Source organism: Sphingobium sp. YBL2 (assembly GCF_000943805.1).
Taxonomy (GTDB): domain Bacteria; phylum Pseudomonadota; class Alphaproteobacteria; order Sphingomonadales; family Sphingomonadaceae; genus Sphingobium; species Sphingobium fuliginis.
The window spans coordinates 3,842,832-3,864,996 of record NZ_CP010954.1 but is presented as its reverse complement, the minus strand read 5'-3'; the positions used below and the strand labels follow the sequence as shown (position 1 = coordinate 3,864,996).

The following is a 22,165-nucleotide window of genomic DNA, read 5'->3' as shown; positions in this document are numbered from 1 at the left end:
TATCCGTTGCGTCGGCGCACGTCGCTGAGCGGTACGGTTCTCAGGCCGGGTGGCTCCCGATCGGGAGACCCCCATGTATCGATTTCTGTTTGCTTTTCCCTTGCTGGCGCTCAGCGCGGCAGCGGCTCATGCCGAGCCTCTGAGCTTCGAAGATGCCCTCGCTCGCGCACAAGGGCAGGCGCCATCCATTCGCGCGCGCCTGCTCGAGGCCGAGGCCCGCAGATCGGCGGCAACGGCCGCCGGGCAGCTGCCCGATCCAAAGCTGGGCGTCGGGCTCGACAATTTCCCCGTCTCCGGTCCGCCCGCAGGCACCTTCGCGGGAGACAGCATGACGATGGGGCGCGTCGGCATCAGCCAGGACGTGCCCAACCTCGCCAAGCGCCATGCCCGTACCGGCCGTGCCGAGGCCGATGTCGCGGCAGCGCAGGCGAGCAATCTCTCCGAGGCACGACGGGTCAGGGTGGCAACCGCGCTCGCCTGGATCAGCCTCGCCTATGCCGAGCGCCGACTTGCGGCGGTCGACGGGGTCAAGGCCGACTTGCAACCAATGGTAGGGGCAACACGCTCAGGGGTCGCCTCGGGCACGGTGCGTCTGGCGCAGGCGCTGGACATCCAACAGGCCCTGGCGGCGCTCGAAGACAAGAGAAGCGAGGTCGCCGCCGATCTGGGACGGGCGAGAGCGACGCTGACGCGCTGGACCGGTGACAGCAGTGTTGAGCTCGCGGGCGATATACCCCAATTCACGGTCGATCCCGCCGCGCTGCGCGCTGCGATCGACCGCCATCCCGATCTCGCCGTTTCCATCACCCGCACACGCCAGGCGGAAGCGGACATCACCGTCGCCCGCGCGGAAAAGCGCCCCGACTGGGGGTTCGATGTTGCCTATCAGCGTCGCGCCGACCGCTATGGCGATATGGTGTCGGCAGGTGTGTCCGTCAGCCTGCCGCTCTTTGCCAGGAAACGCCAGGATCCGATGATCGCCGCCAGCGTCGCGACCGCTGGCGCGGCGATGGCCGAGCAGGAGGACATGCGGCGCAGCCTTACCGCCGACCTCGAAAGCGGGCTTGCCGATCATGTCATGCACCATGAGCAGTGGATGCGCGCGCGAGACACATTGCTGCCACTCGCGCAGCGAAAGACCGATCTCGAGACGGCCAGCTATGGCGCTGGGCGCGCGGGCCTCGTCGATGTGATCCAGTCCCGGTCGATGCTGGCCGATACCAAGTTGCAGACGCTGGATCGCGAGGCGGAAGTGGCGCGCGACGCGGCGCGCCTGGTGCTGACCTATGGGGATGACGACAAATGAGCGACAGGATTTCAGCACGAATGCGGCTCGGTCTTGCCGCCACGGTTATAGCGGTCGTCGCGGGAGGGGCCGGCTATGGCATCGCCACCCTCGGACACGGCGAAGGGGCCGCTCCCAAGGGAGCCGATTCCGGCCGCAAGGTCCTCTACTGGTACGATCCGATGGTGCCGAGCCAGCATTTCGACAAGCCCGGCAAGTCGCCGTTCATGGATATGCAGCTCGTCCCCAAATATGCCGGCGAGGGACCGGCGGAAGCAGGCATCGCCATCGATCCCGCACGGACCCAGAATCTGGGGCTGCGGGTGGTCGCGGCGCAAACCGGCACGATGGGTTCGGCGCTGACCGCGACCGGCAGCATCGATTTCAACCAGCGTGACGTGGCCGTGGTCCAGAGCCGTGCGGCAGGCTTTGTCCAACGCGTCTATGCTCGCGCGCCAGGTGACGTCATCGGCGCAGGTGCGCTACTCGCCGATCTGCTCGTTCCCGAATGGGCCGGCGCCCAGGCCGAATATCTTGCGGTCAGGCGGACGGGTGATGCCAGCCTGACCCGCGCCGCGCGCCAGCGCCTGGCGCTGCTGGGCATGCCAGCGGGCACAATTGCGGCCGTCGAGCGCAGCGGCAGGCCGCATAATGTCGTCACCATCTCCTCGCCAATTGGGGGCACCATCAAGAACCTCGGCGTCCGCCAGGGCATGACCGTCTCCGCCGGCGAGACGCTCGCTGAAGTGAATGGGCTAGGGACGGTCTGGCTCAATGCGGCCGTGCCCGAGGCGATCGCCGGGCAATTGCGCCCGGGCCAGAGCGCGACCGCGACGCTCGCCGCCTATCCGGGTGAGCACTTCGCCGGTAGGGTCGCCGCGATCCTGCCCGCCGTCCAGGCCGACAGCCGAACGCTGACCGTGCGGATCGAGCTTCCTAATCGCGGGGGGCGCTTGAAGCCTGGCATGTTTGCCACTGTCGATTTGGGCGGTAGTGCGCGGTCGGCGCTGCTCGTGCCCTCAGAGGCGGTGATCCAGACCGGCAAGCGGACGCTGGTCATGCTCGCACTTAACAAGGGCCGCTATCAGCCTGCCGAGGTCCAGACGGGCCAGACGAGCGGCGGCCAGACCGAGATCCTCGCGGGCCTCGCTCAAGGAGAAAAAGTCGTCGCCTCGGGCCAGTTCCTGATCGATTCCGAAGCGAGCCTGTCGGGCGTTCAGGCGCGGCCGATCGCGACATCCTCTGCCTCACCTCCTCGAGCGGCGGCGGCAAAAGCCGGCGCTTATGCAACGGTCGGCCGGATCGACAAGATCGAGGCGGCCAGCATCACCTTCAGCCATCAGCCGGTGCCGGCGCTGCAATGGCCGGCGATGACCATGACCTTCCGGCTGGCGACTCCGACCCTAGCCCGTGGTTACGAGGTCGGCGATCGGGTCCGGTTCAGCTTCGACCAGTTGCCATCCGGCCCGACAGTCAGGACCATGGCGCGCGAGGCTGGCCAGTGATCGGGCGGCTGATCCACTGGTCGGTCCAGAACCGCTTCTTCGTCGTTCTCGGCGCGCTTGCGCTGGTGCTCGCTGGGCTCTGGGCGGTTCGTTCGACACCGATCGATGCCTTGCCCGATCTGTCCGACACGCAGGTCATTATCCGCACCTCGCTCCCCGGCCAGGCGCCGCAGATCGTCGAGAACCAGGTCACCTATCCGCTCGCCACCACCATGCTGTCGGTGCCCGGCGCGAAGACAGTGCGCGCCTACAGCTTCTTCGGCGACAGCTTCGTCTACGTGATCTTTGAGGACGGCACCGATCTCTATTGGGCGCGCAGCCGCGTGCTCGAATATCTCAATCAGGTCCAGGGCCGGCTTCCCGATCAGGCGAAAAGCGCCATCGGTCCCGACGCGACAGGGGTTGGCTGGGTCTATGAATATGCGCTGGTCGACCGCACCGGCGGACACGATCTCGCTCAGCTTCGCGGGCTTCAGGACTGGTTCCTCCGCTATGAGCTCAAAAGCCTGCCTGGCGTCGCCGAGGTCGCCAGTATTGGCGGCATGGTCAAGCAGTATCAGGTTGTCCTCGACCCGGTGAAGCTCGCCGCCTTCGGCATCACGCATCAACAGGCGGTGTCGGCCATCAGCCAAGCCAATCAGGAGGCTGGCGGCTCGGTGCTGGAGATGGGCGAGGCCGAATATATGGTCCGCGCATCGGGCTATCTAAAGACGCTCGATGATTTCCGCGCGATCCCGCTGCGGACCGCGGCCGGCGGCGTTCCGGTGACACTGGGCGATGTCGCCACCGTCCAGATTGGCCCCGAAATGCGGCGCGGCATTGCCGAACTCGACGGGGACGGCGAGGTGGCGGGCGGCGTCGTCATCCTGCGCCAGGGCGCGGACGCGCGCAGCACGATCGAGGCGGTCGAGACCAAGCTGGAGGAGCTGAAGAAGAGCCTGCCGCCCGGCGTTGCTGTGGTGCCGACCTATGACCGCTCACAGCTCATCGATCAGGCGGTGGAGAACCTCACCCACAAGCTGATCGAGGAGTTCGTCGTCGTTGCTATCGTCTGCGCCCTGTTCCTCTGGCACGTCCGCTCGGCGCTGGTCGCAATCGTCACTCTGCCGCTGGGCGTGCTCGCCGCCTTCATCGTCATGCACGCGCAGGGGGTGAATGCGAATATCATGTCACTGGGCGGTATCGCGATCGCCATCGGTGCGATGGTCGATGCCGCGATCGTCATGATCGAGAACGCGCACAAGAAGACCGAGCATTGGGAACGCGAGCATCCCGGCGAACATCTTCATGGGGCGCAGCACTGGATCGTCGTGACCGAGGCGGCGATGGAGGTCGGCCCGGCGCTGTTCTTCAGCCTCCTCATCATCACCCTCTCCTTCGTTCCGGTGTTCACGCTCCAGGCGCAGGAAGGCCGCCTGTTCGCGCCGCTCGCTTTCACCAAGACCTATACGATGGCGGCCGCTGCGATCCTGTCGGTGACGCTAGTGCCGGTACTGATGGGCTGGCTGATCCGGGGCAGGATCCCTTCCGAACAGGCCAATCCGATCAACCGGGCGCTCACCAGCGCCTATCGCCCCGCGATCGACTGGGTGCTCGAACAGCCGAAGACCACGCTCGTCATCGCCGCGCTGGTCTTCGCGACCACCGCCTGGCCGCTCTCGCGCCTCGGCGGCGAGTTCCTGCCGGCGATGAACGAGGGCGACCTGCTCTACATGCCTTCGGCCCTGCCGGGCCTCTCGGCCGCCAAGGCGTCGGAACTGCTCCAACAGACCGACCGGATGATCAAGACCGTGCCCGAGGTGCAGAGCGTGTTCGGCAAGGCCGGGCGCGCCGAGACCGCCACCGATCCGGCGCCGCTTGAGATGTTCGAGACGACGATCCGCTTCAAGCCCCGCGATCAGTGGCGACCCGGCATGACACCCGACAAGCTGGTCGATGACTTGGACCGGGCAGTGAAGGTGCCGGGCCTCGCCAATATCTGGGTGCCGCCGATCCGCAACCGGTTCGACATGCTGGCGACCGGCATCAAGAGCCCGATCGGGGTCAAGGTTTCTGGCAGCGCTCTTGCCGAGCTCGACCGCATCGCACGTGCGGTTGAGGGCGTGGCCAAGACCGTGCCCGGCGTCAGCTCGGCGCTGGCCGAACGCCTGACCGGCGGGCGCTATGTCGATGTCGACATCGATCGCGCTACGGCTGCCCGCTACGGACTGAACATCGCCGACGTGCACGCGATCGTCTCGGGGGCAGTCGGTGGCGAAAATGTCGGGCAGACCGTCGAGGGGCTGGCCCGCTATCCGATCAATGTGCGCTATCCGCGCGAAATCCGCGACAGCATCGACGCCCAGCGGGCGCTGCCGGTGCTGACACCGTCGGGCCAGCAGATCACGCTCGGCACGGTCGCGCGCATCGCCGTTGCGGACGGCCCGCCGATGCTCAAGACCGAGAATGGCCGCCCCTCGACCTGGGTCTATGTCGATGTGCGCGGGCGCGATCTTGCTTCGGTGGTCGGCGACCTACGCCACGCCGTGGCGAGCAAGGTTAGGCTCTCGCCCGGCGTCAGCATCGCCTATTCGGGGCAGTTCGAATATCTCCAGCGCGCGGTCGACCGGTTGAAGATCGTCATCCCAGCGACGCTGGTCATCATCTTCGTGCTGTTGTTCCTCATCTTCGGGCGCTTCGACGAAGCGCTGCTGATCATGGGCACGCTACCCTTCGCGCTCACCGGCGGATTCTGGATCCTCTACCTGCTCGGCTACCACCAGTCGGTGGCGACCGGGGTCGGGTTCATCGCGCTTGCCGGCGTCGCCGCCGAGTTCGGCGTCGTGATGCTGATCTACCTGAAAGACGCGCTCGAACAACGAGGAGCCGATCCGCCACCCGATGTCGTCGCTAAGGCCGTGCGCGAGGGCGCGCTACTGCGCGTCCGGCCCAAGGCGATGACGGTGGCGGTGATCATCGCCGGCCTGCTCCCGATCCTGGTTGGGTCGGGCGCGGGCTCGGAAGTGATGAGCCGGATCGCCGCGCCCATGGTCGGCGGCATGCTGACCGCGCCGCTCCTGTCGATGTTCGTTATTCCTGCCGCCTATCTGCTCATGCGGCGGCGACAAGTCTCGTCCACCCCACACACCGTTTTACCCTGAAGGAGAAAACCATGAAGCATGCAAGACTGACCATAGCCCTCGGCCTCGTCGCCCTCACCGCCGCGTGTGGTAAGAAGGCGGAGACGCCCGTCACCGCCGAGACCAATAGCGCAGCACCCGCCGCGGCCACGAACACGATGGATGGCGACATGGGCAACATGGCGATGGCGCCTGGCGCCAAGATGGCGAAGGGAACAGGCAAGGTAACGGCTCTCGACAAGGCCGCGGGCACGATCACGCTCGATCATGGCCCCATCGCAGAGGCAAACTGGCCGGCCATGACAATGGCCTTCAAGGCCGCGCCCGCGCTCATCGACAGCGTGAAGGTTGGAGACGAGGTCAGTTTCGACCTGAAGCTGGAAGGCCGCGGCGGCGAAGTCACCGCGATCAGCAAGAAATGAGTGTCCCGGGCACGGGCCTCTTGAGCCCGTGCCCGCTCAAACCTCGGCGGGCGCGAGGGCGCCGATGATCCGGCAGTCCGCGATCGTACCCTGGTCGCACTGCTCGATCAGGTTCGAGAGCTCCCGCTTCAGCGCCAGCAGGTCAGCGATCTTCTCTTCGACCGCCTTGAGCTGCGCGCGCGCAATCTCGTCGACCGCGCAGCATGACCGGCTGCGATCATCGGCGAGATCGAGCAACGTGCGGACCTGGTCCAGCGAAAAACCAAGATCGCGCGCGCGACGCACAAAGCTCAGCCGGTCGACATCGTCCTGGCCATAGGCGCGATAGTTGCCCGCCGTGCGCTCGGGCGGCGCCAGAAGTCCGATCTTTTCATAGAAGCGGATGGTCTCGATCTTCGTGCCTGTCGCCTTGGCCAGCTTGCCTCGCGTGATCATCTGCCTGCCTCTTGACCCTGTACTTGCTACAGGGTGCATATAGGATATCGACTCGCAGAAAAGAAAGCTCCGCCCTCATGGCCTGTTCCAGCTGCGCGGCCGATAAAGCCGACCATATCAACAGCCCTGCGTGGCGCCGCGCCTTGTGGATCGCGCTGGCGGTGAACTTGCTGATGTTCGCGGTCGAGCTGACCGCCGGCCTTCTCGGCGGCTCGAAGGCCCTGCAGGCGGACGCGCTCGATTTTATGGGCGATGCCGCCAATTATGCGATCAGCCTCGGTGTTGCAGGCTTGGCGCTTGCCTGGCGCGCGCGCGCCGCGATGGTGAAGGGCGTCACGATCTTCAGCTTCGGCCTCTATGTGCTGCTGAGCGCGCTCTGGGCGCTCTCGCGCGGCACGCATCCGCAAGCCGAGGTAATGGGCATTGTCGGCTTTGCAGCGCTCGTCGCCAACGGCGGGGTGGCTCTCATGCTCTATCGCTCCCGGACCGGCGATGCGAACATGCGCTCGGTCTGGATCTGCTCACGTAATGATGCCATCGGAAACCTCGCAGTCCTTTTCGCGGCACTGGGGGTTTTCGGCACCGGCTCCGGCCTCCCAGACATTATCGTCGCGGTCATCATGGCCGGGCTCAGCTTGTGGGGCGGCGAGGAGATAATTCGGCAGGCGGTCGGCGAATGGCGGTCTCTCAACGGAGAAGTTCGGCAACATTTTCGTTTCAGCGGAGACCGCGACTGACCGCTTTCCGTCGGCTTTCCTATTGCCACCAATGACGGTTGCGACTTGCAGATGTGATTTGGGTGCTGGCTCCCCGCAGTGTGAGGAGCCAGCCGATTTCAGATTTCTGTCCCTTCTGCCAAAGTCAGAGCGTCCTCCACATCAACGCCGAGATATCTGACCGTACTTTCGATTTTCGTATGGCCAAGCAGGATCTGCACCGCGCGAAGGTTTCCGGTCGCCTTGTAGATGATTGATGCCTTCGTTCTCCGTAGGGAGTGCGTGCCGTAATCCTCGCTTGGCAGGCCGATCCCTGTGACCCATTCATCCACAAGGCGGGCATATTGCCTGGTGCTCATGTGGGCCGAATGATCGGTGCGGCTCGGGGAGGCATAATCCTCCAGGGAACCGCCGCGCAGTTCCAGCCATCGGAGCAGGCTGGCGCGAGCGTCGTCCAACTCGAACTGGACAGGCCGCCCCGTCTTTTGCTGAACAACGATCGCCCGCGTTCGAATCTTCCGATCACACACGATGTCGCCAATCTTGATCTTTACCAGATCACAACCGCGCAGTTTGCTGTCGATGGCGAGGTCGAACAGCGCCCGGTCGCGGATCCGTCCATGCTGATCAAGGAAGAACCGGATTGCCCAAATCTGGCGGGGCTTCAATGCGCGCTTCGCGCCGACTTTGCGTCCCGAATTCCACGACACTCGTTCGCGTGCAGCGGGATCAAATTCTGATAATCCCATGACACTTCTCCAGTGGCCATCATGGCCACGGCAGAAACGTTCAGACAAGCTGGAGGCAGCAGATCGCGAGCCGTTCTGTCAGGGGCAAAAGTTAGCTTATTTCGATAAACTCATCTAGCCTCCCTATAAATCGCCTCTGTCCTCGACCCAAAGCGGCCGTTCCAGAGGACGCGGAGCGCTTCCGCGAGCTGCCGCTCAATAGACGGGCCGCGCTTAGCTGGACGCGAGAGCGCTTTCCGGCGCAACGGGCGAAACCCCGCTTGCGTCCGTCACGAGAGTTAATCATTCTGGACCGACGGGGGATGGGAAATGGTCAAGAATCTATTGGATTGGGCTGCCGAGCAGCCTAACTGGGTGAAGGACAGCCTGCGGCGGATCGCCGTCGCACCGGATCACTCCCTGGAGCCGGAGGACGCCGACTGCATCCTCGACAACGTGCGTGCCGCGGCCGGCGCCGGCTCTTCACCCCACCCCATAACCGCGATTGACGCTTCGCATCTTGGTGGCGGCTCAGGCGATGCGCGGCGAACCGTGCTCGCGCAGCTCGGTCCCGTGCAGAACATTGACCGCCTCGCCGGTAGCCAGAAGCTGCGCATGGCCGGTGTGGGCATCACGTTGGTTTACGGCGAAAACGGGAGCGGGAAGAGCGGATACACCCGCATCGCCAAGCGACTTTGCCGAAGCCTGACCTCGGACCAGCTGCGGGGGAACGTGTTCGACGCCGGCGGCGGGCCGATGCGGGTGCAGGTGCGCTACCAAGTCGGCGACGACGCGGTGACCGAGATCGATTGGGATCCCGCAACGCCACCTCCCTCGCAGCTCCGTCAGATATCGGTGTTCGACAGCCACAACGCCCGGCTCTACGTCGATAGCGGTAACCGGATCGCCTACCTGCCGCGCGAGCTCGCGATCCTCGAGCACCACGGCGAGTTGTGTCAACGGATGGCCACGAGGTTCTCGGCGGACGAGAAGGCCCTCGCGCCGCGGCTGCGGGTCGCGCTGCCGGCCGGATACACCCCAGGTTGCACGGTCGCGCTGACCCTTGCCAAACTGGATCCCAAGGCGCCCTCGCTGCCTTCCGAGGACGAAATCCGCAGGCTGTCCGACCTGAGCGAGACGGAGCTCGCAGAACTCGCCCGGCTCGAAGCCGAGCTCGCCGCCGATCCGGTGGCGCTTGCGGCTACCCGCCGCCGCGCCATCACCGTGTTGAAGCGCGTGGGCGAGGTGCTGGCCACCCTCCGAGACGGACTCTCGGACAGGGTCGGTGAGACGATCGCGTCGGCTCGGCGCGAGCTGGCCCAGGCGGTGGAGGCGGAGAGGATCGCGGCCGCCGCCAGTTTCGCAGGCGAGCCCGTCGCGGAGGTCGGCGGCGAGGCCTGGCGGATCCTGTTCGAGGCGGCGCGCCGTTTCGTCGCCGCCGGAGTGGAACCCCCGCCCGCGCGTCTGCCTGAGGCAACCGGCGACCTGTGCGTCCTTTGCCTCGAGCCGCTCACCCCGACGGGCTCCGCCCGGCTGGCCCGGTTCAACGACTTCGTCAGTGGCGAGGCCACGAAGCGCGCCGACGGTGCGCGCGACGCCCTCAAGGCGCTCCTGACGCAGGTCGAGCAGGTGAAGGTGCCGGAAGCATCCTTGGTCGAGGAGACCTTGGCCGGATACGGACAGCTCGATGAGACCCGGGCCATGACCGTTGCCGACATCCTCAAGGCGCTGGCCGGGTTCGAGGCGAGGCGCGCCGCACTGCTGGACGACACAGCGACGTCTGCACCGACGCCGGACGTAAGCGCGCTCGCCGAGACGGTCGCGGCGGAACTCAAGCGCCTCGAGGGCGAGGCCGCTTCGCTTCAGCGAAGCGCCTCGCATACCGAGGCGCTGGACGCCAAGCGGACGCGGCTTGCCGAACTCAAGGACCGGGCGAAGCTCGCCAATGACCTGGAGACGGTCTTGCAGCGCCTGCGGGACGTCACGGAGCAACGGTCGCTGACGGGGTGCCAGGCCCAGGTGGCGACACGTTCGATCTCGACGCAGATCACCGCCCTGCGCAAGCAGCTCGTCACCGAGGAGCTTGAACGGAGGATCGCAGAGGAGATCGGCGCGCTCGACCTCACCCATCTTCCTTTCAAGGTCAGCGACTCCAGCTCAGGCGGCAAGAGCCTGTTCTCGGTCGGCCTGCACGGCGCTGGCGCTGTGAAGAACAACCAGGTGCTCTCGGAGGGCGAGCAGCGGGCGCTCGCGCTCGCATGCTTCCTCGCCGAGATCGGAGGCGACGACGCGCGCTACGGAATCATCGTCGACGACCCCGTCTCCTCGCTTGACCACCTGCGCATCCGCAAGGTCGCGCACCGTCTTGTCGCCGAGGCGAAGAAGGGACGGCAGGTGATCATCTTCACGCACAACCTTGTATTCTTCAACGAAGTTGTGTCGGAGGCCGCCAGGGCAGGAGACGCCGCGCCGCTGATCAAGTCACTCGTCGCCAAGACGCAATTTGAGGGCTTCGGCGTGATCCGCGAGAATTGCGAGCCCTGGGTCGCCGACCTCAACGCGCGGATCGAGACGCTGCGGACGCGCGCGAAGGAGCTTAAGGGCGTAACCGACTTTGACACGGACCAATATCGGCGGCAGACGAAGGACTTCTACTCGGACCTGCGCGAATCCTGGGAACGGGCGGTCGAGGAGGTCGTCTTCGCGAAGACGGTCGTAAGGTTCGTGCCGGATGTCATGACAGGCAGGCTCAAGGAGGTGACCGTCACTGACGATGACTATCGGACAATCTTCTTTGCAATGAAGCGAGCCTCGGAACGCTCAGGCCACGACATGTCGGCCGGCCGGGACATCCCGCAGCCGTCCCCTAACGAGATGGAAGCCGACCTGAAGGTGCTCGACGACTTCAGGATAGAGCTCGGCAAGCGGCGGAAGGCGACGTCCGTGGCGCGTTCCGCCCTCGAGAATCCGGTCGGCGCGACGCTCCTCTAGGCGAGCCTGATTTCCGAACATCGCTCCTTGCCAAGCACCTCCTTGGCGATTGCCGCCAAGTGCTCGTGGTGCGTGAAGAACAGGACCTGCGTTGATCGCGACAAGTCCGCTAGCACGCGAAATCCGGCGCGAGAGCGATCGTCGTCGAAGTTGACGAAGAGGTCGTCGGCGAGGAAGGGGAGCCGCACGCCGGCATCCACAGACTGTTCAAGCGCCGCGATGCGCAGCGCCAGGAACAGCTGATCAGTCGTTCCTTCGCTCATCTGTCCCACTTCCACGACCGTCTTGCGATCTTCGCAAAGGCCGATCAGTCTGGGTGTCGAGTCCTGCATGTCGGCATCCAAGCCTTTGTAGCGGCCCAGCGTTAGCGTCTCGAAGATCGTGCTCGCACGGGCGAGCAGCGGGTCCTGGTGCCTCTTGCGATACTTTTCGATCGCCCACCGCAGCATGACGGCCTGGGTGCGCTTCATCAGATAGGCCTCCGCCTGCACCGCCATCTCGGCACGCGCCGCCTCGGCGTCCGCCTGCGCGTCTGCGGCTGAGTGGCCGTCGACGTCGAGGTCCTCGAACCTACGGCGCGTGTCGCCGTAGGTTCTGGCTGCATTGGAGATCGTGTCGTCGAGCGCGTCGACCTCGCTGCTGGCCTGCTCCCTGCGCGACGCGATCTCGTCGGGCGTGGTCTTGGCGAGTGCTTCGATCAGCTGTTCAAGCCCGTATCCGTCACCCTTGGCGACGATCTCCGTCTCCAGTTCACGAACCTTGGCGCGCAAAGCGCGCACCTGCGATGATGCGTCGAGGCGATCCGGGAGGAGGTCGGTGTCCTCGATCGCGAGTTGTTTCACGACTTCCCCGAGGCCGCTTCTGGCCGCTTGTGACTTTGCGTCGGCCTCGCCCTCCTCGGCCGATCGACGCGACACCTCGCCCTTGAGCTCCCAGGCCTGAGCCTCGGAAGCGCGGGCCTTCGCAAGACGACTTTTTAGGACGTCGAGCGGGTCGCTGCCCCCTGGGGCGCAGTCGAGCTTGGCCGCGAGCTCCGCCACGGCGGACTTGAAGCCGTTCGCGTCGCGCTCGATCCCGGCGACACGGATTCGAAGGGTGGCCAGTTCCTCGGAGGCGCTGCGAAGCTCGTCGATGATCTCGAAGCGCAGGTCGGCGCCTTCAACCGGCAGATCGACCCCGGCGCGCTCCGACACGGCCTTCCAGGCCTCTCGGCCTCTCTGCTCCTCCCCCTTGCGGGAGGTCATCGACTTGGTCAGGGCGTCTGCCTCGTTGACGAGCCTCGCGATCTCCTGTTCGAGTTCCCTCCTCGCGAGCGCCTGTTCCTCGCGTGTCGTCCGCGCGGCTTCCGCTGCTGTTAGGATCGGCAAGATTATCGAATTCGTCGGAGCTTCGATGTCCAGAGCCCGACACAGAGCCGCCAACGCGTCCCGCCGGCGGGATTGAGCACGTGCAAGTTCGCCTTCGGCGCCGGCTACGGCTTCGAATACCTCGATCGCTTCGGTGCGAGCCGCTTGCCACGCTGCCATCGCGAGCGGCGCGAGAAGCGGAAGTCCTACGCGCGCGAGACGGTCGTCCCACCCGCGTCTGAAGTCGCTCAGAGCTGCCTCAGCAAGTGTCACGGCGCGGCCGGCTTGTTCTGACTCTAAGGAGAGCCGATCGCGCAGGTCGACCATCTCCGCAAGGCGGCCGGATGCCTCGGCCGACGAGTAGCGCCTATCGGCGAGCGTGTCCGCTTTCTCGACGAGATCGCCGTATGCGGCTGCACGCCGTTGACCGTCCTCAATGACAGTTCCGGCCGTCAGTCCCTCTCGGATGAAATCCCAATCCGCGTCCCGGACCTGCCTGGCAGCTGCGAGCGCCTCCATCGTCACCGCTCCATCCGAGGCGCTTCCGCGCTCGATCTGATGCGATAGGGTCTCGGCCTCGTTCCGAAGCCGTGTGGCAGCGGTGGACGCCTTCTTAAGCTCGGCCTCCAGTTCCGCGAGGCGATCCCGCGCCTGCTGCAGTTCTGCTTCCGACAGAGACGGTAGCCCGAACAGCTCGCCGGCCGAACCGCTCCAAGGCTTCAGTTGGGCGAGCAGAGCATCCCGTCGGGCAGCGGTCCGGTTCAAGGTTTCGGCTGCCGCGTCGCAGCGCTCGTCAAAATCGGCGCCAAGCTGCCGGGCCGCATCGACCGCGGAGACGAGCGTGGTCAGTGCCGCGTCCGCGGGTAGCTCGGTGAGCCTTTGCTCCAGGCGCGCGAGCCTGGAGCGGACGTCCCCAAGATCCGATTCCGCTTGGTCGGCAGCTGCGCGCGCGGATACGATGCCATTGAGAACCTGCCGGAGCTCGGTCACCTGAGTGCGTGTTGGCACGACCGCAATCGCGGATCCGAATTCCTTGTGAAGGTTGCTCACCTGAAGTTCGAGCTGCTCACGCCTCGCGGCAAGTCTCGGCAGATCTTCGGCGGCCTTGGTCTCGGCTCCGCGCCGTTCGAGGAGCCGTTCGATCTGTTCCGAGGCGTCGATGACCGCGTCGTCGAGATCGACGACGCCTATTCGCTCTTCGGCCTCCGACAGGAGCCGCTTCGCCGTTGTGCGGTCGCGTTCCGCCCGTTCGAGTGCGTCAAGGCACTCCCGTGCTTGAGCCTCGATCTGCTCGCCGACGACGACAACGTCCGCGAGTTCACCAAGCTCCAGCAGCGTCCGGGCGCGGGCTTCGACCAGACTGGCGACGCCTCGGAGGCGATCGAGAGAGCGCAGCTCCTGCTTCAGTGCCAGCCGCTCACCCTCGAGCTTCTTCAGTGCCGCGTTAGCCTCTTCTGAGACTGCGCGCGCATCCGACCACGCCTTCGGCTTAAGGCTCGCGTCTCGAACCGTGCGGAGGCTGGCTTCTAGGTTGCGCTCGGCGGCGGTGTAGGTGCGGCTGGCCTTGGCGCGCTTGCCCCAGATGGCGTCAGCATCGTCCTCGAGCGTGGCCAGCACCGAGGCGACAGCCGTCAGGTTTGATCCCGCGGCGAAGAGCGCCTGCCCGGCGTCGTCCTTCGCCTTCACCATCGCTTCGCCGCCTTCGCGCAGTGCGCTCTGATCAAGGCTGAAAGACCGGCCGAAGGTCTCTCTCGTCTGACCGCGCAGCATGCCGAGGAGTGGCGCCTCGTCCATCGGCTTGTCGTCGGCGTCGACCAGCGTCCCGCTGCCGCCCTTCCGTCTGCGGACGGCGGTCTGTCGGTCATCCTCCTCCAACAGGGCGCCAATTCGAAGCAGCGGGTAGTCGAAGCGGAAGTTGTAGGGCGACCGCATGGGAATGCCGAACAGAAGATCCGTCACCGCGGCCATCGACGTGCTCTTGCCGGCCTCGTTTGCGCCGTAGATGAGATGGAGGTCGGAGGCGCCCGATCGAAACTCGAGCACGCGATCCTCGAAGTGGCCATACTTCTCCAGACTGAGCTTGGCGAACCGCATCAGGCGTCTCCCACCAGGCGAGCCCGCAGTGCGGTCGCGCTCGCTTCGAGGATGCGGTCCCAGCTGCCGGCTTCGGCAAGCGCACGCAGTTCGTCCTCGTCGGGTGCTCCGAGAGAAGACCTGGCCGACACGAGGAACGGTTCGAGTTCAGTCCTCAGCTCCGCCATGAGTTCGAGATCCGAATGCGCCTCATCGATGATCTCGGCGAAGTCGAGACCAGCTTCCGGCTCTTGGGCGGCATGCGGCGGGGTCACCTCGCTGACCACCTTCTCGATCCAGAGATCGGGCGAGATGGATGTCGCGATCGCGCGAACCTCATCGCGGAGTTCTGCCCCGCGGTCCTTCAGCGTACCCGCGATCTCCGAAGTTCCGTGAAGCGCCACACGGACGATCAGCGGTCGGCCTGCGCCTTCGGTTGGCAAGGCGGACCCCAGAGCGGAACGGATCAGGTCGGTAACGGAGTTCATCCGGGCTTCTGTGCAGTCCACCTCGATCTTGCTCCAGCGAAGCACGTCCAGCTCAACGGGTACAACGGAAGCCACCTGCCTGTCGGCCACCTCCACGAGCACCGCGCCCTTCGGACCAGTCTCGCGTATGTTCCGCCCCTGAAGGTTGCCGGGGTAGACGACGTGCGGTTCGGTGGAGACGATCTGCTGGGCGTGGACGTGTCCCAGGGCCCAATAGTCGTAGCCCTTCGCTCTCAGGTCGGGAACGTCGCAGGGGGCGTAGGGCGCGTGCCCAAGAGCTCCGGAAAGAGCGGTGTGGAGCACGCCGACGTTGAAGGCGTGCGGGACGGCATCGGGGTATTTCGGCACGAGGTTGTCCGTGACCGCAGGCGTGGCGAAACTCTGGCCATGCACCGCCACGCCGAAATCTTCCAGCAGGTGGGTCTGAGGCTGGCGGCTGCTGAAAAGCCGCACGTTGGCGGGCCACGGTATCTGGCGGGTCATCACCGAGGCCGCGTCGTGATTGCCTGCGAGCAGAAAGACCGGGATGCCTTCTCGGTCCAGTCGGCCCATGGCGTGGGCGAAGTAGAGCCCCGTCCCCATGTGCTTCCAGTCGCCGTCGTATAGGTCTCCGGCGATCACCAGAAAGTCGACATGCTCCCGGAGCGCCAGGTCGATCAGGTTGTCGAGGGACTGTCAGGAATTTCGTGTGTGGCGAGGCATAATGGGTAACAAGGAGACCCAATATGTCACGACGCAAAGAACCCTCGATACCGAACGACATTCTCGATCAGCTGCTTGCCGGCACTGACGCGGCGGCAGCGCTCAGCCAGGGCGGCCTGCTTGATTCCCTGAAGAAGGCTTTTGCCGAACGTGCGCTCAATGCGGAGATGGATCACCATCTTGGCCAGGAGGAGCAAGGGAACAACAGCCGGAACGGCTATGGCCGCAAGACAGTGACGACCGACGGAGGACGGATCGAGATCGAGGTGCCACGCGATCGGGCTGGCAGCTTCGATCCGCAGTTGATTGCCAAATACCAGCGACGCTTCCCCGGCTTCGACGACAAAATCATTTCGATGTACGCGCGCGGCATGAGCACCCGGGAGATCACCGGGCATCTGCGCGAACTGTATGGCATCGAGGCCTCGCCCGACCTGATCAGCACGATCACGGACGCGGTGTTGGAGGAGGTCACAGCCTGGCAGCAACGCCCGCTGGACCCAGCCTATCCGCTGGTTTTCTTCGATGCGATCCGGGTCAAGATCCGCGACGAAGGCATGGTCCGCAACAAGGCGATCCATATTGCCCTGGGCGTCATGGCCGACGGCACCAAGGTGGTCCTGGGGTTATGGCTGGAGCAGAATGAAGGCGCCAAGTTCTGGCTGCGCGTCATGAACGAACTGCGCAACCGCGGTGTCGAGGATATCATGCTGGCCGTCGTCGATGGCCTGAAGGGTTTTCCCGACGCCATCACCGCCGTCTTCCCCGAAGCGATGGTTCAAACATGCATCGTCCATCTGCTGCGGAACTCGATGGATTTCGTGGCATGGAAAGACCGTAAGGCGCTTGGGGCAGCTCTGAAGGCCATCTACCGCGCCGTCGATGCCGTAGCCGCCGAGGAAGCGCTGACGGCCTTCGAAGCGGGCTTCTGGGGGCAACGCTATCCGGCTATCGGCCAGAGCTGGCGCAGGGCGTGGCCCGAAGTCATCCCATTTTTCGCGTTTCCTGAAGAAGTCAGGCGGATCGTCTACACGACAAACTCGATAGAGGCCCTCAATTCAAAGCTCCGCCGCGCCGTTCGTGCGCGAGGTCATTTCCCCAACGATGAGGCCGCCACCAAGCTGCTCTATCTGATCTTGAACCGATCGGAAAAAGAGTGGAAAATGCCGCCGCGCGAGTGGAACATGGCGAAGGCTCAATTTGCCGTTCTCTTCGGCGAACGCTTCATCAGGGCCATGACGGCCTGATGGTCAACCGCCTCGCCGCACACGAAATTCCTGACAGTCCCGTTGTCGAAGGCCGCACGGGTTGCGCCGCGGACGTCTTCAAGCGGAATGCCCTCGTAGCGCGCGAGGCCGTGAAGCGGACTGTCCAAATGCACGTCCGCCGCGTGCAGAAATCGGAAGCTGCCCATTTACCCCCCAAGTCCTTCATTTCTCTGACGAACGTACGCCACGATCCCCAATGCTTGGCTCACATTATTCAACTGGGCGTAGCTCGTCGACGTCGAAGTCGCCGAGGCCGATCTCACCGCTGCCGTTGAGCATGTCGCTCGCCAACGAGCGTTTCCGTTCGAGAAGCTCGTCCAGCTTCACGTCGAACGTCTTGAAGTCTCCTGCAGACACGGAGGGATAGTAAACGAACACATCCTTCGTCTGGCCGATGCGGTATGCCCGGTCGGTCGCCTGATCCTCTTTCGCTGGATTCCAGGTCCTTGTGAAGTGGATGACATGGTTCGCCGCCTGCATGTTGACGCCGAATCCAACAGCTACGGGCGACAGCACAATTACACCGAATCCCGGCTGTTCCTGGAAGGATCGTATCATCTTTTGCCGGCTATCGATGGCGCTCGCCAATGCGGTCGTGTCGCCATTGATGATCTTGACGGGAACGCCGAACTCCTCCTGCACGTAATGCTTGATCAGGCGCTGGATCGCCTTGAACTCGCAGAAGACGATCGCCTTCTCTCCTCGATCACGGATCGCCTTGAGAACCTCGATCAGCCAGTCGAGCTTCGGAGACCGTGCCCGATAGCTATCCACTGGATCATAGGCGCTGCCAGCGCTCTCATCCGGGTCCGAACACAGCAGCCTGAGCTTGTGGAGGAGTGCCAGATGGCTTCCCGGCGCCGCCCCGGCCCGCCTGAAGGCGTCGATCGCGCCGACGTAAAGGCCGCGCTGGAACGGGCTCATATCAAGACTGCGGCTGGACTCGTCCACGACCTTCGCCTTCAGGTCGGTAGCGACTTCTGCCTTCATGCGTCGGAGCAGCTGGGGCGTGATGACACCCCGCAGCTCCTCGACCTTCGCTCTGTCGTCGTCGCTCTTTGCCTCAATCGGGCGACGGTATGTCGCACCGAACTCGTTGAGCGCACCGAGCAGACCAGGCTGCACGAAGTCAAACAGACACCAAAGATCGACCAGGCTGTTCTCGACCGGGGTCCCCGTGCAGGCAATACGGAACTGCGCCTGCTGCTTCTTGGCGGCCCGGGTCATCGCGGCGTTCGGGTTCTTGATCTTCTGCGCTTCGTCGCAGACCATCACAGACCACTTCTCGCGCGCGAACGAGAACTCAAGATCGCGGAGCGTCTCATAGGTCGTGAGGACGAGGTCTGCATCGCCGCGCCAGTCCGGGCGAAGAAACCGCACCAGCCCTTCCCTGCGGAGCTGCTCATCGACCGAGGCCCGATCGACGCGCAGACCAGTGAGGCCTTCGCCATAAGCCGTCAGGATCTTCAGCGTCCCGGGCTCGAGGAACTTCTCCGACTCCTCCTTCCAGTTCTCCAGAAGTGAGAGCGGGGCAACAACCAACGCCGGCGGGGTTTCGGGATTCTCCTCCCGCGCCCGCGCTACGAGGCTGAGTATCTGAAGCGTCTTCCCAAGACCCATGTCGTCGGCCAGCAGAGCGCCCCGGCACTTGTCGGGCGCCAGCGCTAGAAGATGCTGCATCCAGGCAAGTCCTTCGAGCTGGTGGTGCTTCAGCGCGACGCCAGGACGGAGATTGGAGGGAAGCCTGGCAGGAGCCGGCTTCTCCGCGAGCGCCGCAAGCCGCTCCTCCCTGTAGTCCACCTGTCCTATGTTGCTCTTGAGGATCAGTGTGGGCTTCTTCCCGCGACGCGCAGGAGTTTCGGGCTTGAACGTTCCCTTCGCGGCTTGATCCCTGACCTGTCCGAAGGTGGATACGATCGCCTCGGCCTCACGGACCGGGATGGGCGTCGGGCACCCTGTCAGAGGGACTGACGTTGCTCCGGTCGCTTTCGCGGTCTCCAGCCCCTCACGCAGCTCGGCCGACAACTCGTCTGTTAGCGGCAGGATACAGGGTTGGTCGGTTTCCGGATCCGTCCATCCGATCATCGGGACGAGATTTTCAGGGAACCAGCCCTCCCCGTCGTCGCGCTTGGCGATGTGGGGGGAATAGAAGGACTTCTCCTGGCCGATGCCCTCCACGCGTTCCGAGTAGCCTGAGAGGTCGTAGACCTGACCGTGCGTGATGACGCCGTCCTCACTATGGCCAAGCGCCCGACGAAGTGCTTCGCAGTGCAGCCGGCTGTCGCCATCTAGTTCGAACTCATATTCGTCCCAGGCGAACAGCTGAAGGCCGCGATCAAGATTGCGCTCGACGCCGGCGACGAACTCGATGACGTCGGCCTCCTCGAGCATGACCTCACGTGTCTCGATGGCCTCGCCTGCCCCACTGGTGATGAGCAGGCCGAGGGCACCTTCACCATGAGTTTCCGGCGTCACGGCGGCAAACCGTTCGAACACGATGCCCGCCTGCTGCTTCGCTTCCTCGAACTGCTCTTCGTCGACGACCGCAGCCGCGTCCGGTCCCAGCGCTGCGATCGGATTGAGGAGAAAAGCCTCGGCACGCTCGCCGGCGACACGACGACCAGGCATGCGCTTGACCTCGCGCAGCACTGTGCTCACCTCGGGCGAGATCATCACCTGAATGATTCCGTCCGGCGTCGGCAGATCGTATCGGTCACGCACCTGACCCGACCTGTCGAACGCTTCAAGCCAGTCGGCTGGCGCGCCCTCAAACCATGGCTCGACCTCAACCAGCCCCAATCCTTCCGAACGACGCAGTGCCATCTGCAATCGCTCCGGCGTGAGCACCACCGTCCGGTAGAGGAAGTCATCAAGCGAGGCGCCAGCCGCAACCGCCAACTGACGGATCTCTCCCCAGGCGCGACGCTGGTCGGCTTCGTTGCGCTCTTCCTCTGGACGACGTGCAAATCTCCGGACGCGTTCCAGCAAGCTCCAAACGCGCGGAGAAACAAGCTGGAGGCCGGCGTCCGCTTCGAGCGCGCCGCCCCTAAGCCTCGCCCCGGATACGGGGCCGCGGTCAGCGTTGAACCAACCGTCGATCGCGACCGAGAAGTCGCGATCCGTCAGCGAATTTCGGCTCACGATCTTCGGAACCGCCATTGTGGACGGTGGGAGTTGGAGTATTTCAAGCTCCGCCGCTGCCTCCTCGTCCTCAAGGAGAACGAATAGCTGCGTCCACTGCAAAAGGTGGCCACCGTCGACCCGCTCCGCGAGCCCCTCGTCGGCCAGCTGGTCGAGAAGCGCCGCCGCGGCCTTTGACCGGGGGGTCGGCTCGCTGCCGGCAGGCAGGAGAATGCCTCCCTCCTCGACGACTAGCGATGGCGTGGTCGCTTGACGGACTTCCGGCTTGGCCTTCTTCCTACCCCAGATCATGAGCGAAGATACCAGGCGCCGCGGCGCTCCGCCCAGGCGAAGTTCCTACGGGTGAGTTCGTTCGCCGCTGGACCGGAACGCGGTGCGTAAGCCCAGAGCGAACCTCCCTTATCACGCGAATCCGCGGTCTTGATCCCATGCTTGGCGAGAAACGCGAAGAGCTCAGCATCTTTGCCAACGCTTGAACCGGTCGATGATGACCTTGCACTAGGCGGCGGTGATGCGGACGGACGTGCGCCGTAAGACGGCGTCGTATGACTGACCTGGGGGCCCCCTCTTGCGGTTGAGAGGGAAGCGATGAGACGGTCGGCCCTACGCTCCCATCGCTCTCCCGCACCGTTATTGTGGACGATGCGGGCGACATGGCTCGGGTGTTTCAAAGCCGTCTTGTTGCCGGCAACCTGCATTTTCGTAAGGTCGAACGGTAGCTTCGCGGCGTCGAACGCGAACATGGCGTTGCCCTCCTCCCCGAACTCCACATAGACGTGGCCCGCGATGCGCATAATGAAGGCGTTGTTGCTCGAGACGCCTCCGCTCGTCAGACTCATCATACGTCCCTTCATCATCTGGCGAAGGGCCTTGAAGCTCGGTCGCGGATCCCGATACGCGGCGTCGCCGAGCGCGAAGTGCATGTCGCTGATCTGATCGACATGGCGCTTCCAGAACTTGATGCGACGCTGGTCGTTTATTCCGTCGGCAGAAAGCAGGTTGAAGAAGTCCTCGATCAGACGGAGCTTGTGCCAGGACGACACCATCCTTCGCGTGTCCGGACGGACCAGCGTCCAGAGCGTGTCGTTCCGCTCTAGCCACGGATTGCCCCACCGGGTGACGGAGGTCTCACACAGCGCCGGATCGACCTCGATCGACGCGCATTCCGCGTAGCGGTCGAGCACGCGGGACAGGCCCTCGTCGGCGAGCACGTCGTGCTCCTCGATCAGTCCGATGACGCGTGGGAGAACATCACGGAATCTACGGTCGTCGAACCTCACCGCAGCCTCGATCTGCGCCTCGAATATCCGCTGTCCGATCCAAGACGTGTCGCCGGCTGAAAGATCGCGGCGAAGGATCTCGAGAGGATCCCCCTCACCAGTCAGGATCTCGGCGCCGTAGCGGGTGCACGGGTCTTCCGTCAGAAGGTTCGCATGGTCGTCTATCGCTGCGAGCCAGTCAGGCGCCTGCCCGGAGCGCTCCAGCTGCGGAAGGTTGTCGTTCAGATATTCCCGCAGGACACGCCAGTTCCGATCGCCTGCCCCACGCGCACTGCCGGGGTCGTAGTTCACATAGCCGTCCAGAAGCCCGCGCCAGCATCGCCTGTATGGACGGGGCATCGATCGGAATGAGTCTATCTCGCTCAGGAGCGGATCGAACCGCTCACCGTCCTCGATCAGGGCGGGTTGACCCACCGACCGGAGGCGGGTGCCCCAGCTCACCAGGCGTGCAGACCGAACATCATGGAGCTTCCCCGTCTCGCGAAATCTGACGAGCTCCGTCTGGATACGGTCGTTCGACGCGCCAGCGCCCGCCCCTGCTCCGCTGAGCATCGCCTGAAGCGACTGAACATGCCCCTTCAAAGCACGGAGGTCCGGTTCTGGCATGTCCCTGAAAGCCGCAGCGCCGACATCGGTCAGCCGCTGCTGCAGCCTCGCCATCCTAGG

General features: G+C 64.6%; 13 protein-coding genes and 1 pseudogene. 7 read left to right on the top strand and 7 right to left on the bottom strand.

Features of this window, described 5'->3' with window-relative positions:
* Positions 1–73 precede the first annotated feature (73 nt).
* The 4 genes from TZ53_RS17770 to TZ53_RS17755 are packed head-to-tail and all read left to right on the top strand — an operon-like array spanning position 74 to position 6,331.
* Positions 74–1,306, top strand: coding sequence for a TolC family protein (locus TZ53_RS17770; RefSeq protein ID WP_044662156.1), 1,233 nt, complete (start codon positions 74–76; stop codon positions 1,304–1,306).
* Complete coding sequence (locus TZ53_RS17765) at positions 1,303–2,790, top strand: efflux RND transporter periplasmic adaptor subunit (protein ID WP_044662155.1); 1,488 nt, start codon at positions 1,303–1,305, stop codon at positions 2,788–2,790. The genes TZ53_RS17770 and TZ53_RS17765 overlap by 4 nt, the downstream gene beginning before the upstream one ends.
* Positions 2,787–5,930, top strand: coding sequence for an efflux RND transporter permease subunit (locus TZ53_RS17760; RefSeq protein ID WP_044662154.1), 3,144 nt, complete (start codon positions 2,787–2,789; stop codon positions 5,928–5,930). Before TZ53_RS17765 ends, TZ53_RS17760 begins: the two co-directional genes overlap by 4 nt.
* Positions 5,931–5,941: 11 nt before the next feature.
* Positions 5,942–6,331, top strand: a complete 390-nt coding sequence (locus TZ53_RS17755) for a copper-binding protein (RefSeq protein ID WP_171010023.1) — start codon at positions 5,942–5,944, stop codon at positions 6,329–6,331.
* 36 nt (positions 6,332–6,367) lie between these two features.
* Here the strand turns inward: TZ53_RS17755 and TZ53_RS17750 are convergent, their stop codons facing one another.
* On the bottom strand, positions 6,368–6,766 hold the full coding sequence (locus TZ53_RS17750; RefSeq protein ID WP_044662152.1) for a MerR family transcriptional regulator: 399 nt from the start codon (positions 6,764–6,766) through the stop codon (positions 6,368–6,370).
* 77 nt (positions 6,767–6,843) lie between these two features.
* On the opposite strand from TZ53_RS17750, the gene TZ53_RS17745 reads away from it, so the two are divergent.
* Entirely contained in the window at positions 6,844–7,503 is a 660-nt protein-coding gene (locus TZ53_RS17745) for a cation transporter (protein WP_044662151.1), read from the top strand.
* A gap of 98 nt (positions 7,504–7,601) precedes the next feature.
* Here the strand turns inward: TZ53_RS17745 and TZ53_RS17740 are convergent, their stop codons facing one another.
* Positions 7,602–8,231 carry a tyrosine-type recombinase/integrase gene (locus TZ53_RS17740; RefSeq protein WP_044662150.1) on the bottom strand — a complete coding sequence of 210 codons (630 nt, stop codon included), beginning with the start codon at positions 8,229–8,231 and terminating at the stop codon, positions 7,602–7,604.
* Between the two features lie 309 nt (positions 8,232–8,540).
* Between TZ53_RS17740 and TZ53_RS17735 the strand changes: the two genes are divergently transcribed.
* On the top strand, positions 8,541–11,201 hold the full coding sequence (locus tag TZ53_RS17735) for an AAA family ATPase (protein WP_044662149.1): 2,661 nt from the start codon (positions 8,541–8,543) through the stop codon (positions 11,199–11,201).
* Here TZ53_RS17735 and TZ53_RS17730 read toward each other — a convergent pair.
* Together TZ53_RS17730 and TZ53_RS17725 are read right to left on the bottom strand one after the other, a co-directional pair.
* Positions 11,198–14,641 carry an ATP-binding protein gene (locus TZ53_RS17730; protein WP_044662148.1) on the bottom strand — a complete coding sequence of 1,148 codons (3,444 nt, stop codon included), beginning with the start codon at positions 14,639–14,641 and terminating at the stop codon, positions 11,198–11,200. The two genes, TZ53_RS17735 and TZ53_RS17730, sit on opposite strands and share 4 nt — an antisense overlap.
* Entirely contained in the window at positions 14,641–15,765 is a 1,125-nt protein-coding gene (locus TZ53_RS17725; protein ID WP_272947354.1) for a metallophosphoesterase family protein, read from the bottom strand. The genes TZ53_RS17730 and TZ53_RS17725 overlap by 1 nt, the downstream gene beginning before the upstream one ends.
* Positions 15,766–15,833: 68 nt before the next feature.
* Between TZ53_RS17725 and TZ53_RS17720 the strand changes: the two genes are divergently transcribed.
* Positions 15,834–17,057: an IS256 family transposase gene (locus tag TZ53_RS17720; protein ID WP_044660505.1), complete on the top strand. Its 1,224-nt coding sequence runs from the start codon at positions 15,834–15,836 to the stop codon at positions 17,055–17,057.
* A gap of 41 nt (positions 17,058–17,098) precedes the next feature.
* Here TZ53_RS17720 and TZ53_RS27950 read toward each other — a convergent pair.
* The 3 genes and pseudogenes from TZ53_RS27950 to TZ53_RS17705 all read right to left on the bottom strand — a co-directional run.
* Positions 17,099–17,224, bottom strand: a pseudogene (locus TZ53_RS27950) (metallophosphoesterase family protein); the annotation flags it as partial.
* Between the two features lie 64 nt (positions 17,225–17,288).
* Positions 17,289–20,510, bottom strand: a complete 3,222-nt coding sequence (locus TZ53_RS17710) for a DEAD/DEAH box helicase (RefSeq protein ID WP_044662146.1) — start codon at positions 20,508–20,510, stop codon at positions 17,289–17,291.
* Entirely contained in the window at positions 20,507–22,159 is a 1,653-nt protein-coding gene (locus TZ53_RS17705) for an EH signature domain-containing protein (protein WP_061934581.1), read from the bottom strand. Before TZ53_RS17705 ends, TZ53_RS17710 begins: the two co-directional genes overlap by 4 nt.
* Positions 22,160–22,165: the final 6 nt, after the last annotated feature.